This window comes from Variovorax sp. OV700 (assembly GCF_900099805.1).
Classification (GTDB): Bacteria; Pseudomonadota; Gammaproteobacteria; order Burkholderiales; family Burkholderiaceae_C; genus Variovorax.
The window spans coordinates 21660-36604 of sequence record NZ_FNDR01000010.1; the positions used below are offsets into that span (position 1 = coordinate 21660).

The 14945-nt window shown below is 68.2% G+C and carries 10 protein-coding genes; 4 read left to right on the forward strand and 6 right to left on the reverse strand.

The genetic code is table 11. The annotated features are described in order from the left end of the window. Positions 1-5: 5 nt before the first annotated feature. From glgC to BLR24_RS21710, 4 genes are all read right to left on the reverse strand, one after another. Entirely contained in the window at positions 6-1310 is a 1305-nt protein-coding gene (gene glgC / locus BLR24_RS21695) for a glucose-1-phosphate adenylyltransferase (protein WP_093020708.1), read from the reverse strand. 87 nt (positions 1311-1397) lie between these two features. Beyond that, positions 1398-3476, reverse strand: coding sequence for a glycogen debranching protein GlgX (gene glgX / locus BLR24_RS21700; RefSeq protein ID WP_093020710.1), 2079 nt, complete (start codon positions 3474-3476; stop codon positions 1398-1400). A 4-nt stretch (positions 3477-3480) separates the two neighbouring features. Continuing rightward, positions 3481-5652, reverse strand: a complete 2172-nt coding sequence (glgB, locus tag BLR24_RS21705; protein WP_093021051.1) for a 1,4-alpha-glucan branching protein GlgB — start codon at positions 5650-5652, stop codon at positions 3481-3483. Positions 5653-5657: 5 nt separating this feature from the next. Then, on the reverse strand, positions 5658-7340 hold the full coding sequence (locus BLR24_RS21710; RefSeq protein WP_093020712.1) for an alpha-amylase family glycosyl hydrolase: 1683 nt from the start codon (positions 7338-7340) through the stop codon (positions 5658-5660). A gap of 148 nt (positions 7341-7488) precedes the next feature. On the opposite strand from BLR24_RS21710, the gene BLR24_RS21715 reads away from it, so the two are divergent. The 3 genes from BLR24_RS21715 to BLR24_RS31095 are packed head-to-tail and all read left to right on the forward strand — an operon-like array spanning position 7489 to position 10106. Further along, positions 7489-8964 (forward strand): FAD-dependent oxidoreductase, encoded by a 1476-nt coding sequence (locus BLR24_RS21715; protein ID WP_093021053.1) that lies wholly within the window; start codon positions 7489-7491, stop codon positions 8962-8964. A 27-nt stretch (positions 8965-8991) separates the two neighbouring features. Continuing rightward, complete coding sequence (locus tag BLR24_RS31090) at positions 8992-9513, forward strand: CMD domain-containing protein (protein WP_093020714.1); 522 nt, start codon at positions 8992-8994, stop codon at positions 9511-9513. Further along, entirely contained in the window at positions 9510-10106 is a 597-nt protein-coding gene (locus BLR24_RS31095; RefSeq protein ID WP_093020716.1) for a peroxidase-related enzyme, read from the forward strand. The genes BLR24_RS31090 and BLR24_RS31095 overlap by 4 nt, the downstream gene beginning before the upstream one ends. Here BLR24_RS31095 and BLR24_RS21730 read toward each other — a convergent pair. Continuing rightward, positions 10101-11180 carry an NAD/NADP octopine/nopaline dehydrogenase family protein gene (locus tag BLR24_RS21730; RefSeq protein WP_093020718.1) on the reverse strand — a complete coding sequence of 360 codons (1080 nt, stop codon included), beginning with the start codon at positions 11178-11180 and terminating at the stop codon, positions 10101-10103. The two genes, BLR24_RS31095 and BLR24_RS21730, sit on opposite strands and share 6 nt — an antisense overlap. Further along, positions 11173-12150, reverse strand: a complete 978-nt coding sequence (locus BLR24_RS21735; RefSeq protein ID WP_093020720.1) for a Bug family tripartite tricarboxylate transporter substrate binding protein — start codon at positions 12148-12150, stop codon at positions 11173-11175. The genes BLR24_RS21730 and BLR24_RS21735 overlap by 8 nt, the downstream gene beginning before the upstream one ends. A 160-nt stretch (positions 12151-12310) precedes the next feature. Here BLR24_RS21735 and leuS point away from each other — a divergent pair, with 160 nt between their 5' ends. Continuing rightward, positions 12311-14941 carry a leucine--tRNA ligase gene (gene leuS / locus BLR24_RS21740; RefSeq protein ID WP_093020722.1) on the forward strand — a complete coding sequence of 877 codons (2631 nt, stop codon included), beginning with the start codon at positions 12311-12313 and terminating at the stop codon, positions 14939-14941. Positions 14942-14945: the final 4 nt, after the last annotated feature.

Here is a 14945-nt window from a genome sequence, read left to right on the forward strand (position 1 = left end):
CGGCCTCAGGCGGCCATTCGCTTGAGCATTTCGCGCGTGACCAGCACCACGCCGGTTTCGGTGCGCTCGAAGTGCGCGGCATCGGCCTCGGCGTCTTCGCCGATCACCATGTCATCCGGAATGACGCAGCCGCGGTCGATCACCACCCGGTTGAGCTTGCAGCCGCGGCCGACTTCCACGTCGGGCAGCAGCACGGCCTCGTTGATTTCGCAGAACGAATGGATGCGCACGCCCGAGAACAGCACCGAGCTGCTGACCTTGGAGCCCGAGACGATGCAGCCGCCCGAGACGATGGTGTTGACGGTCATGCCGTGCTTGCCGTCGCGATCGAGCACGAACTTGGCCGGCGGCAGCTGCCGCTGGTAGGTCCAGATGGGCCAGTCTGTGTCATAGATGTCGAGTTCGGGGGTGATCGAGGCCAGATCGAGGTTGGCTGCCCAGAATGCATCAATCGTGCCCACGTCGCGCCAGTAGGCCTTGGCGCCTGGCCCGCGCGAGGCCCGCGTGACGCACGACATGCCAAAGGGATGCGCCAGCGCACGGCCCTGCGCCACCGCGCGGGGAATGATGTCCTTGCCGAAATCGTGGCTCGAATTCGGGTTGGCGGCGTCCTCTTCGAGCAGCTGGTAGAGGTACTCGGAATCGAACACGTAGATGCCCATGCTGGCCAGCGCCACGTCGGGGTGGCCCGGCATGGCGGGCGGATCGGCCGGCTTTTCGAGAAAGGCGGTGATCTGGCGCCCATCGTCGATGGCCATCACGCCGAAGGCCGTGGCTTCCAAGCGCGGCACCTCGATGCAGCCGACCGTGCAGCCCAGGCCGCGCTCGGCATGGTCCTTGACCATGATCGAGTAGTCCATCTTGTAGATGTGGTCGCCGGCCAGCACCACCACGTAGTCGTGTTTGGTCGAGCGGGTCTGGATGATGTCCAGGTTCTGGAACACTGCATCGGCCGTGCCGCGGTACCAGTGCTCGTCGCCGGTGCGCTGCTGCGCGGGCAGCACGTCGACCATTTCGTTGAGCTCGGCGCGCAGAAAGCTCCAGCCGCGCTGCAGGTGGCGCATGAGCGAGTGCGACTTGTACTGCGTGACCACGGCCATGCGCCGGATGCCCGAGTTGAGGCAGTTCGAGAGCGCGAAGTCGATGATGCGGAACTTGCCGCCGAAGTACACCGCCGGCTTGGCGCGCCGGTCGGTCAGTTGCTTGAGCCGGGAGCCGCGTCCGCCGGCGAGCACCAGCGCGATGGTGCGGCGGACCAGTTGATGTGCCTGCAGGGGGGCTTGCGGCGTGCTGCTGCTATTGTTGTCCATCTTGTGTCTCCGTTCGTTCTTCGGTTCGTTCGGGTTCGTCGTCAGGGTTTTCGCGATCAGCCTAGCACCGCCTCGCGCGGCTGGCTCCTACCTTCTTGCAATCCAGAGGCTGGATCGAGGTACTTCTGCCGTTCCGGCCTGCGGCGCCTGCACGGCGGTGCCGGGGTCCAGCGCGGGATCCGTCGCGAGCCGGCAGTGCCATGAGCCCGCGGGCAGCGCGAAGAAAACGGCCTCCGGCCCCGCGTTCACCAGCACCAGCCAGTCGCCCTCGTCCTTTGCGGCGGCTTCGAAAAAGATTGCAAGGGCCGTGCCGCCATTCCAGTCGGGCTCTTGCATCGGCCCGCCGTCCGGCCGCAGCCAGTGGATGCCCGGCGCGCCGTCCGCCGCTTCGGCCGGCCACCAGCGCGTGCTGCGCAGGGCGGGCGCTTCCCGTCGAAGCGCAATGAGCCGGGCCACGAAGGCGCTCAGGCGCGCGGCATCGCTGGCGGGGTCGTGGGCGCCAATCCAGGCGAGCCAGGTGGTTTCGTTGTCCTGGCAATAAGCATTGTTGTTGCCCTGCTGGCTGTGGCCGAGCTCGTCGCCGGCCAGCAGCATAGGCGTGCCCTGCGAGAGCAGCAGGGTGGCCAGCAGTGCGCGCTGCAGCCGGCTGCGCTCGGCCTGCACGGCGGGGTCGTCGCTCGGGCCTTCGATACCGAAGTTGTTGCTCAGGTTGTGGGCATGGCCGTCGCGGTTGTTCTCGCCGTTGGCCAGGTTGTGCCGCGCTTCGTAGCTGAGCAGGTCGCGCAGCGTGAAGCCGTCGTGCGCCGTGATGAAGTTGACGCTGGCAATGGGCGCGCGGCCGCGGTGGGCGAATTGGGCGCTTGACGCGGTGAAGCGGTGCGCGAAATCGCCCAGACCGGCGGCGCCGTCGCGCCCTTGCCGCAGCCAGAACCCGCGCTGCGTGTCGCGGTAGCGGTCGTTCCATTCGAGCCAGCCCGGCGGGAATTCGCCGAGCCGGTAGCCGCCCGGCCCGATGTCCCAGGGCTCCGCGATCAGCAGCGTGCGCGACAGCACCGGGTCTTGCGCAACGGCCGCGAAGAAGGGCGCGCGCGGATCGAAATCGCCGCTCGCGCCCCGACCCAGCACCGGCGCCAGATCGAAGCGGAAGCCATCGACGCCAAGCTCCAAGGTCCAGTGGCGCAGGCTGTCCATCACCAGCTGCAGCACGCGCGGCTCGGACAGATTGAGGCAATTGCCGCAGCCGGCCCAGTTGGCATAGAGCGCTCGGTCGTCAGAGCGGAGGTGGTAGTACAGCGCGTTGTCGATGCCGCGCAGCGAGAGCGTGGGGCCGAACTCGTCCGTCTCGGCGCTGTGGTTGTAGACCACGTCGATCACCAGCTCCATGCCGCGCGCATGCACCGCGTCGGCCATGGCGCGGAACTCGCTCGCCGGCGTGGTGCCGGCGCGGCCGCTCCAGTAGCGTGCCTCGGGGGCGAACCAGCCGATGGTGTTGTAGCCCCAGTAGTTGCTGAGGCCCATGCGGAGCAGCCGCTGTTCGTCGGCCCGGTGCTGCACCGGCATCAGGCTCAGCGTGGTGACGCCGAGGCGCTGCAGATGGTCGAGCACCACGGGCTCGGCGAGGCCCGCATAAGTGCCGCGCAAGGCGGCGGGCACGCCGGGATGCAGCCGAGTCTGGCCGCGCACGTGCAGTTCGTACAGCACGCGGTCTCCGGCGGCGATGCGGGCATGGCCAGGCGCGGCTGCTCCAACGCCGGGCGCCACGACGCGCGCCTTGATCGCCACGGCGCCGTTGTCACGCGTGTTCCGCTGGTCCGGATCGGCGGGGTCGTGCCCCAGGAACAGGTCGCTGCCGTCATACGCGCCGACGATCTCGCGCGCATACGGGTCGAGCAGCACGCGGGCCGCGTTGAAGCGCTGCCCCGCGTGCGGCGCCCACGGGCCGTGCACGCGAAAGCCGTAGACCAGCCCGGCGCGCCCGCTCGGCAGCAACCCGTGCCAGACGCCATCGGTGAAGGCAGGCAGCCGGATGCGTTGCTGCTCGTGCTGGCCCGTGCCGTCGAACAGGCAGAGCTCGACGGCTTCGGCGTTGGGTGCGACCAGCGCGAAGTTCACGCCGTCCGGCGAGAGCGTCGCGCCAAGGGGAAAGGGAGAGCCCGTGTTCAGCATCGTGTCAGGCCAGCACCCACATCACGGTCGCCAGCGGTGGCACGCTGATGGAAATCGAATGGTCCTTGCCGTGCCACGGGCCCGGCGAGCTCTGGACCACGCCATTGCCCACGCCGCTGCCGCCATACACCGCGCCATCGGTGTTGATGGCCTCGCGATACGCGCCGGCGGCGGGCACGCCGAGCTTGTAGGCGTGCCGCGGCAGGGGCGTGAAATTGCACACCGCCACCACGAAGGAGCCGTCGCGCGCCTTTCGCACGAAGGCGAACACCGACTGCTGCCAGTCGTCGTGCACGATCCATTCGAAGCCGGCCCTTTCGGTGTCCAGCTCGTACAGCGCGGGGAAGTGCCGGTAAACGTTGTTCAGGTCGCGCACCAGCCGCCGCACGCCCTGGTGCGACGCGTGCTCCAGCAGGTGCCAGTCGAGGCTGCGGTCGGCGTTCCATTCCGCGCCCTGGGCGAATTCGCTCCCCATGAACAGCAGTTTCTTTCCGGGGTAGGCCCAGAGGTAGCCGTAGAGGTTGCGCAGCCCCGCGTACTTTTGCCACTCGTCGCCAGGCATCCGCCCCAGCATCGAACCCTTGCCGTGCACGACCTCGTCGTGCGAAAGCGGCAGCACGAAGTTCTCGCTGTGCGCATACATGAGCCCGAAGGTGATCTGCTGGTGATGGTGCTTGCGGTGGACCGGGTCGGTGCCGGCATAGGCCAGCGTGTCGTTCATCCAGCCCATGTTCCACTTGTAGTGAAAGCCAAGGCCGCCGTCTTCGGGCGGCCGTGTCACGCCGGGGAAACTGGTCGACTCCTCGGCCAGCGTGACGGCGCCCGGGCGCTCCACGCCCACCACGCGGTTCATGCGCCGCAAGAAGTCGATGGCCTCGAGGTTCTCGCGCCCGCCATAGGCGTTGGGCACCCATTCGCCGGGCTTGCGGCTGTAGTCGCGGTAGAGCATGGAAGCCACCGCATCGACGCGCAGGCCATCCACGCCATAGCGTTCGAGCCAGTACAGCGCATTGCCGACCAGGTAGTTGCGCACCTCCGTGCGGCCGTAGTTGAAGATGAGCGTCTTCCAGTCGTTGTGGAAGCCTTCGCGCGGGTCGGCGTATTCGTAGAGCGCGGTGCCGTCGAAGCGGCCGAGGCCGTGCGCATCGGTGGGAAAGTGCGCGGGCACCCAGTCGAGGATCACGCCCAACCCCGCGGCGTGCGCGGTTTCGACGAAATGCCGGAAATCGCCCGGCGTTCCGAAGCGCGAGGTCGGGGCATACAGGCCGATGGGCTGGTAGCCCCACGAGCCGTCGAACGGATGCTCGGTCACCGGCAGCAGCTCGATGTGCGTGAAGCCCATGTCGCGCGCATAGGGCACGAGCTGGTCGGCCAATTCGCGATAGTCCAGCCATTCATGGCCGTTCTTGCGCCGCCACGAGCCCAGGTGCACTTCGTAGATGCTCATCGGCGCATGGCGGCCGTTGGCGGCGGCGCGCCCGGGCGGCATGGCCACAGGAGCGGGCAGCGGCGCCACCACGCAGGCGGTCTCGGGCCGCAGGCGCGAAGAAAAAGCGAACGGATCGGCCTTGCGCAGCACCTCGCCTTCGGACGAAAGAATCTCGAATTCGTAGCTGTCGCCTGTGGCCACCTGCGGCGCGAAGATTTCCCACACGCCGCATTCACGGCGCAGCCGCATCATGTGGCGCCGGCCGTCCCAGTTGTTGAAGTCGCCGACCACCGACACGCGCCGCGCATTGGGCGCCCAGACCGCAAAGGCCACGCCCTTCACGCCGTCGATCTCGCGCAGATGCGCGCCCAGCCGCTCCCAGGGCCGCAGGTGCGTGCCCTCGGCCAACAGCCACACGTCGGTTTCGCCGAGCACGAAGGGAAAGCGGTAGGGGTCGTCGAGCCGCGAGGTGTGCGTGCCCCAGTCGACCTGGAACGAATAGCCCAGAAGCGCCTCGGCCGCCGGCACCAGACCCGTGAACAGGTCGGAGCCTTCATGCCGCGACAGCATGGACAGCGGCCAGCCCGTGCGCGTGTGCATCACGGCCACGCTCTGCGCGCCGGGCAAGAGCGCGCGCACCTCCAGTCCGTCGCGTGTCTCGTGAGGACCCAGCACCGAGAACGGATCGCCATGCTCGGCGCGCATCAGCGCGTGGACTTCGCGTTCGGGCAGTTCCATCGGGGGCATGTCCTTCAAATCCGTTCTTCTTCGCCAGTGGGTCGACCGAAAAAGACGCCGTAGGGCGCCAGCCTCAGCATGCGCCTTTTTTCTCCATCGGCCTGCAGGAGCGCATCGGCCGACGGCGGATGCGGATGTCCGGGCAGCGGCTCGAGTGGCTCGCGCAGCGCGACGGACAGGCTCTGGTCCCCAAGGTTGAAGATGGCCTGCAGCGACCGGTTCCCGTCGCGCCGCTCGAACCACAGCACCGGCTCGGGCGCATCGAAGAAGGCGATGCTGCCCGTGCGCAGCAGCGGCTGGCTGCGGCGCCAGCGCAGCAGTGCACGGCTGAACACGAGCATCGAATCGGGGTCGCTGGTCTGGCGATCGACGGCCAGCGGCAGGTGGCGGCCATGGACCGGCAGCCACGGCCCGCCGGTGGTGAAGCCGGCGTGCAGCTCGTCCGCCTTCCAGGGCATGGGCGTGCGGCAGCCGTCGCGGCCCTTGAACTCGGGCCAGAACGCGCGGCCGTACGGGTCTTGCAGCAGTTCGAACGGCACCTCGGCCTCGGGCAGGCCCAGTTCCTCGCCCTGGTAGATGCTGGCGCTGCCGCGCAGCGTGAGCAGCAGCGTGAGCCAGAGCCGGTCGCGCCGGGTGTCTTCGGGCGCGCCGCCGCTCCAGCGCGTGGCCACGCGAGGCACGTCGTGGTTGGACACGGCCCAGCAGCCCCACCCGCCCGTGGGCGCGAGGGCCTGGTCAAGCGTCTCGACCTGGTGGCGCAGATGGCTGGCGCTGTGCTCGGCCGTCAGCAGGCTGAAGCTGTAGGCCAAGTGCAGGCGTTTGCCCAGTTCGGTGTACTGCGCCATGACGGGCGGCGCATTCTCGTCGCCCACCTCGCCGAGCGCGACGGCGCCGTAGCCGTCGAGGAGCTGGCGCAGGCTTTCCAGGAAGGCCAGGTTCTCCATCTGGCTCTTGTCGTAGAGGTGCTGCTGCATCGCATAGGGGTTGTCGGCCCGGACGGTGCTCACTTCATCGACCGACGCGGCGCTGGCCGGCGGGTTGTCGCGCAAGAGCGCGTCGTGGAACTGGTGGTTGCAGGCATCGAAGCGGAAGCCGTCCACCCCGCGCTCGCACCAGAAACGCACTTCGCCCAGCAATGCTTCCTGCACCTCGGCGCAATGGAAGTTCAGGTCGGGCTGTTCCTTGAGGAAGCTGTGCAGGTAGTACTGCCGGCGCCGCGAATCCCATTGCCAGGCCGAGCCGCCGAACACCGAGAGCCAGTTGGTGGGCGGCGTGCCGTCGGGCCGCGGGTCGGCCCATACGTACCAGTCGGCCTTGGGGTTGTCGCGGCTCGAGCGGCTTTCGGTGAACCAGGCGTGCTGGTCCGAAGTGTGCGAGAGCACCTGGTCGATGATGATCTTCAGGTCCAGCGCATGGGCGCGCGCCAGCATTTCATCGAAATCGGCCAGCGTGCCGAAGATCGGATCGACGTCGCGGTAGTCGGCCACGTCGTAGCCGAAGTCCTTCATCGGCGAGCGGAAGAAGGGCGACACCCAGATCGCATCGACCCCCAGGCCGGCGACGTGCTCGAGCCGTGAGGTGATGCCGGGAAGGTCGCCGATGCCATCGCCGTTGCTGTCCATGAAGCTGCGCGGGTAGATCTGGTAGATCACCGCGCCGCGCCACCATTCGCTGTTGCTGCCGTGATTGCTGCGCATGCTGTCCCTGTGGTCTGAAAATCATTGTGGCATGCGAGATCCGGGCCCGTTCCATGCAGGGCTCGGCCGGCGTTCCCCAAAAAAGCTTTCTACACTGGGCGCGGGTTTCCAGAATGTGAACCCTGGCTTTCAGTTCCGCTTCCGCAAGATGACAACCGACTCCGCTTCCCCCGCACTTTCTCCGTCGCCAGGCGGCCTTGCCGCGCTCGAACAGCGGCTTGCCAAGGACCTGGAGTGCCTCGGCTGGCCCGCGCGCTCCTGGCTGCCAATTCGCGAGCACGCGGGCGAGCCGGTGCTGGACGTGGCCATCATCGGCGGTGGGCAGGCGGGCCTGGCGGCTGCCGCGGCCCTGGCGCAGCAAGGCATCCGGGCCGTGGTCTTCGACCGCTCGCCGTCGGGCAGCGAAGGCCCGTGGGCCACCACGGCGCGCATGGAAACCCTGCGTTCCCCGAAGGAGCTGACCGGGCCTGCGCTGGGCCTGCCCGCGCTGACCTTCCGTGCATGGTTCGAGGCCCAGTTCGGCGCCGAAGCCTGGGAGGCGATGGACAAGATCCCGCGTCTCCAGTGGATGGACTATCTGTCCTGGTACCGGCGCGTGATGAACGTGGACGTGCGCAACGACACCGCCGTCACCGGGATTCGGCCGCTGCCCGATGCGGCGATGGTGCGGCTGGAACTGCGCGCCCCTGCCGGAACGCAGCAGGTGCTGGCGCGCCGCGTCGTCCTGGCCACCGGCCGCGACGGCCTTGGCGGCCCCGCCGTTCCCGCCTTCGTCAACGCGCTGCCGCGTTCGCAATGGGCGCACTCGTCCGACGCCATGGACTACGGCATGCTCGCCGGGCTGCGCGTGGGCGTGATCGGTGCGGGCTCTTCGGCCATGGACAGCGCGGCCACCGCGCTGGAGGCCGGCGCGCACAGCGTCGAACTGCTGATCCGCCGGCCCGACTTGCCGCGCGTCAACAAGGGCAAGGGCGCCGGCGTGCCGGGCCTGACGCAGGGCCACTACGACTTGCCCGATGCGCTCAAGTGGCGCATCCGCCACTACATCAACGTGGCGAACGTGCCGCCGCCGCATGGCAGCACACTGCGCGTCTCGCGCCATGCGAATGCGTTCTTCAATTTCGGCTGCCCGGTTCTCTCGATCGAGCCGCAGGGCACGTCGATGCGCGTGGCCACGCCCAAGGGCGAGTTCGTATTCGACTTTCTCATTGTCTCGACCGGCTTCAAGGTCGACTGGAACGGCCGTCCCGAGTTCGACGCCATCGCATCGCACGTACGCACCTGGAAAGACCGCTTCGTGCCGGCGCCCGGCGACGAAGACCAGGAACTGGCCGATTCGCCCGATCTCGGACCGGCGTTCGAATTCCAGCCGCGCGCGGCGGGCGAATGCCCGGGGCTCGACCGCATCCATTGCTTCTGCTACCCCGCGGCCCTGTCGCACGGCACGGTGTCGGGCGACATTCCCGCGATCAGCGAAGGCGCCAGGCGGCTCGCGAGCGGCGTGGCCAGCCTGTTTTACCGCGAAGATTTCGAGCACCACTTCGCCAACCTCGAGGCCTACAGCGAACCCGAACTGTTCGGCGACGAATGGGTGCCCGCACCGCCGCCCGCCGAACGGACCTGAATTGCAGACCCTCATTTTTCGAAGCGCATGACAACTTCCTACGACGCATCTCCTCCGCTCGACGTGATCGACGCCACGGTGCCCCTGGCGCCCAGCCAGGCCACCCGCATGCTGCGGCTGCAGCGCGACAAGGTCGTGGCCGCCACGCAGGGCAGCTACGACGCGATGTTTTCGCCCACCGTCGAGGGCCTGTCGGTGGCAGAGCGCCTGCTCGTTGCGCTGCACGCCTGCAGCGTCTCGAAAGCCGCGACGCTCGCCGCGCATTACCGCGAGCGGTTGCTGGCCGAAGGCGCGGACCGCGAGCTGGTCGCGGCCGTGGGAAGCGGCGCCCCGGTGGCGGATGCGCGCCTGCGCACGGTGCTGGCATTCACCGCCAGTCTGATCGAGCGTCCCATCGAGGGCGACAAGGCTTCGGTCGATGTGCTGGCCGAGGCGGGGCTTTCGACGCCCGCCATCGTCGCGCTGGGTCAGCTGATTGCCTTCTTGTCCTATCAGATTCGCGTGGTCGCGGGTCTGCAGGCGCTGGCCGCCGCGGAGGTATCGCCATGACCACGCCGATCCGAATCAATGGCTTCACCAACGAGGTGTTGAGCTGGAAGCCCTGGCTCGATCCGGTCGTTGTCGCCGCGGCCACGCCAGCCCAGCTGGCCGCGCTGGACGAGATGAGCCCGCAAGCGCGCACCTCGCCCTATTTCCTGGTGCTGGCGCATCAGCCCGAGATGCTGCTGCAGCGCTCGATCGCCTTCAACGCCATCATGTTCGCGCCGGGAGGCATGCCGCGGGCCGAACGCGAGCTGGGTGCCACGGTGGAGTCGCGCGTCAACGGCTGCGTGTACTGCGCCTCGGTGCATGCGCAGCGCTTCGAACAGCTTGCCAAGCGCAACGACGTGATCTCGCAGGTGTTCGAGGAGCCCGCGTCCGCGGGCACCACGGCGCGCGAGAAGGCAATCGTCGAATTCTCGATCCGTCTCGGCGCCGAGCCGGACAAGGTGTCGGCGGACGACGTCCGCATGCTGAAGGAGGCGGGGCTCGCCGAGCTCGAGATCCTCGACCTGATCCACTCCGTGGCACTCTTCGCCTGGGCCAACCGCTTGATGCTCAACCTGGGCGAGCCGGTTTTTCCCGTGGCGGCTGCGTCATAGCCGGGCGAGCAGCCCGGTCACGGTTTCACGGGCGAGGCCCAGCGGTTCCAGCAGGTCGTTCTGCTGCCGGTAGTCGATGCCGTTGACCAGCGAGGCGGCATCCACGATGGTGCGCGTCGCTGGCGTGGGCACGCCGGCCATCCGCCCCAACGCCTCCACGAAAGCCAGGCCGTAGGGCATGTCCTCGGACACGTAGCGGGTGTCGGTGCGCACGGGCCCGGGCGGACCGCCGCGCTTCGCATGCAATTCGGCTGCGATGTCTTCGAGCCGCGTCGACGTGGTGCCGAAGGAGCGCGCGAAGTGTTCCTCGATGGGCCCGAGTTCGAGGCCGAAGGCCTTGGCCACGGCCCGCCGCTCCAGGTCCAGCGCCTCGATCGCCCGGGCCACGCCGGGCGTCATGCAGTGGTACTGCGGCCAGTTTTCGGCGCGCTCGATGCGGGTCCAGTTGAAGACGGCCAGCGGACCGTGGGACTGCGGGTTGACGTTGGCCAAGGCGCTGGCGAGCGTGTTTTGCTGCGCGAAGAAGCCGCCTCCGAACAACGCGGCGCACAGTTCGAGCACCCCTGCGATGCCGGTGCCCGGCAGGGCGGACACGCCGACCGCCTGGCGCCGCGTCATCACCCGCACCTCGGTGCCCGACTCCCGGCGCGCGGTCAGCACTGTGGTGCCAAAGCTCGCGACGGTGATCTGAAGGCCCTTGCGAAGGGCGCCTTCGTACAGGTAGAGCGACGACAGCGAAGCCATCGAGCTGACGATCACCGTCTGCCCATCGCGCAGGAAGGGCAGCAGTGCATCCATCACGCCCCGGTGGCCATTGACCGGCAGCGCGAGCAGCAGCACGTCCGAGGCGTGGCAAAGCTGCGCCGCATCGTCGGCGACGTCGACCGTGACGCTGCACGGTTGCACGCCGATGGCTTCCAGCGGTTGCGTGCGCAGGGCATCGGCGCCGTGGCCGCCCGGCGACCACAGCCTGACCTCGTGGCCTGCCTGCCGCAGCCATGCTGCACTGGCGAGCGCTATTGCGCCCGCGCCTGCGATGCCGACGCGGTACCGCCTGCCGGCAGTTTCAGTCAACCTTGATCCCGCCCTGCTTGATCACCTTGGCCCAGCGCTGGCTGTCTTCGGCGATCACCTTGCCCAGTGCCGCGCCGCCGCCGCAAGTGTTCACCGCCCCAAGCTGCGCAAAGCGCTGTTTGGTTTCGGGCAGGTTGCACACCTCGACCAGCGCCGCGGAAAGTTTCTCGACGCTGGCCGCCGGCATGCGCGCGGGCGCCATCACGCCAACCCAAACCGGCACGTCCATGCCCGCGAGGCCCGCCGCCTCGGCGACCGTCGGCGGCGTGCCGAGGCTGGGCAGGGCCGCGCGCGAGAAGGTGCCGAGCACCCGGGCCTTGCCGCTCGCGACCATCGGCTCGATGGAGGCGGCGCTGGTGACGATCAGCGCCACCTGGCCGCCCAGCAGATCGGTCAGCGCCGGCGCCGCGCCGCGGTAGGGCACATGCAGCAGGTTCACGCCGCTCGCCTGGGCCAGCAGCGCGCCCGTGAGGTGCGACACCGTGCCGTTGCCCGTGGAGGCATAGGTCACCTGCCCCGGCTTGGCCTTGGCATCGCGCAGCACGTCGGCCAGGGTCTGGTAGGGGCTTTCGGCGCGAACGGCCAGGGTCATCGGCGTGTCGCCGACCAGGGCCACGGGTGCCAGGTCATGCACGGGGTCGTAGGGCAGCTTGGCCTGCAGATGGGGCGCGATGGTGATGGCGCCGCCGGTGGCCAGCAGCACGGTGGCGCCGTCGGTCGCCTTGGCCACCGCGTCGGCCGCCACGATGCCGCCCGCGCCCGCCTTGTTGTCCACGATGACGGTGGCGCCCAGCTTGTCGCCGAGCTTGGCGCCCAGGTAGCGGGCGATCACGTCCTGCGCCCCGCCGGCCGCGAAGGGCACCACGATGCGCAGCGGCTTGTCGTTGGCCTGCTGCGCGTGGAGCGGCATCACGGCCAGGCTGGCGGCGGCCGCGAGGCCCAGTGTCAGGTATTTCAGAAGCAGTTTCATGGCATTCCAGGCGGTGCGAAAAAGCTGCCGGAGGGCAGGCGTTACCCGCGCAACACGCAGGTTACGTGCCTCAAGTCTAGAGTCTGCCGGCCCGGGAGGCCGCCCGGGCGCGATAATCCGCCTTCCCCGGCCGCTCCGAGCCGGGCTCTGCCGAACCGTCATGAACCCCAGCTACAAACCCAGCGACGTCGAGTCCGCTGCCCAGGCGCAATGGAGCGCCGCCGATGCCTACCGCGTCACCGAGGACGCGAGCCGCAAGAAGTACTACGCCTGCTCGATGCTGCCGTACCCCAGCGGCAAGCTGCACATGGGCCATGTGCGCAACTACACCATCAACGACATGCTCACGCGCTACCTGCGCATGAGCGGCTACAACGTGCTGATGCCCATGGGCTGGGACGCCTTCGGCCTGCCGGCCGAGAACGCGGCGCTCAAGAACGGCGTGCCACCGGCCAAGTGGACCTACGAGAACATCGATTACATGCGCGGCCAGCTCCAGGCCATGGGCCTGGCCATCGACTGGAGCCGCGAGATCGCCACGTGCGATCCGAGCTACTACAAGTGGAACCAGTGGCTGTTCCTGAAGATGCTCGAAAAAGGCATTGCCTACCGCAAGACCCAGGTCGTCAACTGGGATCCGGTCGACCAGACCGTGCTGGCCAACGAGCAGGTCATCGACGGCAAGGGCTGGCGCACCGGCGCCACTGTCGAGCGCCGCGAGATCCCGGGCTACTACCTGAAGATCAGCGACTACGCCGAGGAACTGCTCGAACACACCCAGCACAAGCTGCCGGGCTGGCCCGAGCGCGTCAAGCTGATGCAGGAGAACTGGATCGGCAAGAGCGAGGGCGTGCGCTTCGCCTTCACGCATGACATCAAGGACGCGAGCGGCAAGCTGATCCAGGACGGCCGCATGTACGTGTTCACCACGCGCGCCGACACCATCATGGGGGTCACCTTCTGCGCCGTGGCGCCCGAGCATCCGCTGGCCGTGCACGCGGCCACGCTCGATCCGAAGGTCGCGGCCTTCATCGAGGAGTGCAAGGCCGGCGGCACCACCGAGGCCGAGCTCGCCACGCAGGAGAAGAAGGGCGTGCCCACGGGCCTGACCGTGACGCACCCGATCACCGACGAGCAGGTGCCGGTGTGGGTCGGCAACTACGTGCTCATCAACTACGGCGACGGCGCCGTGATGGGCGTGCCTGCGCACGACGAGCGCGACTTCGCCTTTGCCAACAAGTACCGCATCGAGATCATCCAGGTGGTGCTGGTCGACGACGAGCCGCACTTCGACTATCACAAGTGGCAGGACTGGTACGGCGACAAGCAGCGCGGCGTGACCATCAACTCCGACAACTTCAGCGGCATGACCTACAAGGAGGCCGTGACCGCCGTTGCGCATGCACTGAGCCAGAGGGGCCTGGGCGAAATGCAGACCACCTGGCGCCTGCGCGACTGGGGCGTGAGCCGCCAGCGCTACTGGGGCACGCCGATCCCCATCATCCATTGCGACGAGCACGGCGCGGTGCCGGTCCCCGAGAAGGACCTGCCCGTGGTGCTGCCGACCGACTGCGTGCCCGACGGATCCGGCAACCCGCTGAACAAGCACGAAGGCTTCCACGCCGGCGTGGTCTGCCCGGTCTGCGGCAAGGCCGCGCGGCGCGAGACCGACACGATGGACACCTTCGTGGATTCGTCGTGGTACTTCATGCGCTACTGCGACCCGAAGAACGACCAGGCCATGGTTGCCGAGGGTGCCGACTACTGGATGCCGATGGACCAGTACATCGGCGGCATCGAGCACGCGATTCTTCACCTACTGTATGCGCGCTTCTGGACCAAGGTGATGCGCGACCTGGGCCTGGTGAAGGTCGACGAGCCTTTCAGCAAGCTGCTCACGCAGGGCATGGTGCTGAACCACATCTACTACCACCGCGACGAGAGGGGTGGCAAGAACTACCACCCGCCGCTGGAGGTCACTCCCGTGCTGGACTCGCAGGGCCGCATCGTCGGCGGCACCACTGCCGACGGCACCAAGGTCGAGTACGGCGGCGTCGGCAAGATGGGCAAGAGCGAGCGCAACGGCGTCGACCCGCAAGACCTGATCGAAAAGTACGGCGCCGACACCGCGCGCCTGTACACCATGTTCACCGCGCCGCCCGAAGCCACGCTCGAGTGGAACGATGCGGCCGTCGAAGGCAGCTACCGGTTCCTGCGCCGGGTCTGGAACTTCGGCGTCGCGCAGTCCGACGTGCAGCCCGCGGCAATCAGGGGCCAATCCTTCGGCAAGGCCGCCCAGGCGCTGCGCCGCGAAGTTCACACTGTGCTGCGCCAGGTCGACTACGACTACCAGCGCATGCAATACAACACGGTGGTGTCGGGCGCGATGAAGCTGCTCAACGCCCTCGAAGGCTTCAAGCCGGACGGCAGTCCTGCCGATGCGGCGGCGCTGCGCGAAGGCTTCGGCATCCTGCTGCGCTGCCTCTATCCCGCCACGCCGCACATCGCCTGCCAGCTCTGGCAGCAGCTCGGCTACGACAAGGAGCTGGGCGATCTGCTCGACGCACCCTGGCCGGTGGTGGACGTCGGCGCGCTCGAGCAGGACGAGATCGAACTCATGCTCCAGGTCAACGGCAAGCTGCGTGGCGCGCTGCGCGTGCCGGCTGGCGCCTCCAAGGCCGAGATCGAAGAACTCGCGCTTTCGTGCGACGACTTCGTCAAGTTCGCCGAAGGTGCGTCGCCCAAGCGCGTCATCGTGGTTCCCGGCCGCCTGGTCAACGTGGTCATTTGAACGA

Bases quoted from the DNA above. Each gene is read 5' to 3' on its own strand.
- glgC (WP_093020708.1), bottom strand. From the start codon at position 1,310: ATGGACAACAATAGCAGCAGCACGCCGCAAGCCCCCCTGCAGGCACAT.
- glgX (WP_093020710.1), bottom strand. From the start codon at position 3,476: ATGCTGAACACGGGCTCTCCCTTTCCCCTTGGCGCGACGCTCTCGCCG.
- glgB (WP_093021051.1), bottom strand. From the start codon at position 5,652: ATGCCCCCGATGGAACTGCCCGAACGCGAAGTCCACGCGCTGATGCGC.
- BLR24_RS21710 (WP_093020712.1), bottom strand. From the start codon at position 7,340: ATGCGCAGCAATCACGGCAGCAACAGCGAATGGTGGCGCGGCGCGGTG.
- BLR24_RS21715 (WP_093021053.1), top strand. From the start codon at position 7,489: ATGACAACCGACTCCGCTTCCCCCGCACTTTCTCCGTCGCCAGGCGGC.
- BLR24_RS31090 (WP_093020714.1), top strand. From the start codon at position 8,992: ATGACAACTTCCTACGACGCATCTCCTCCGCTCGACGTGATCGACGCC.
- BLR24_RS31095 (WP_093020716.1), top strand. From the start codon at position 9,510: ATGACCACGCCGATCCGAATCAATGGCTTCACCAACGAGGTGTTGAGC.
- BLR24_RS21735 (WP_093020720.1), bottom strand. From the start codon at position 12,150: ATGAAACTGCTTCTGAAATACCTGACACTGGGCCTCGCGGCCGCCGCC.
- leuS (WP_093020722.1), top strand. From the start codon at position 12,311: ATGAACCCCAGCTACAAACCCAGCGACGTCGAGTCCGCTGCCCAGGCG.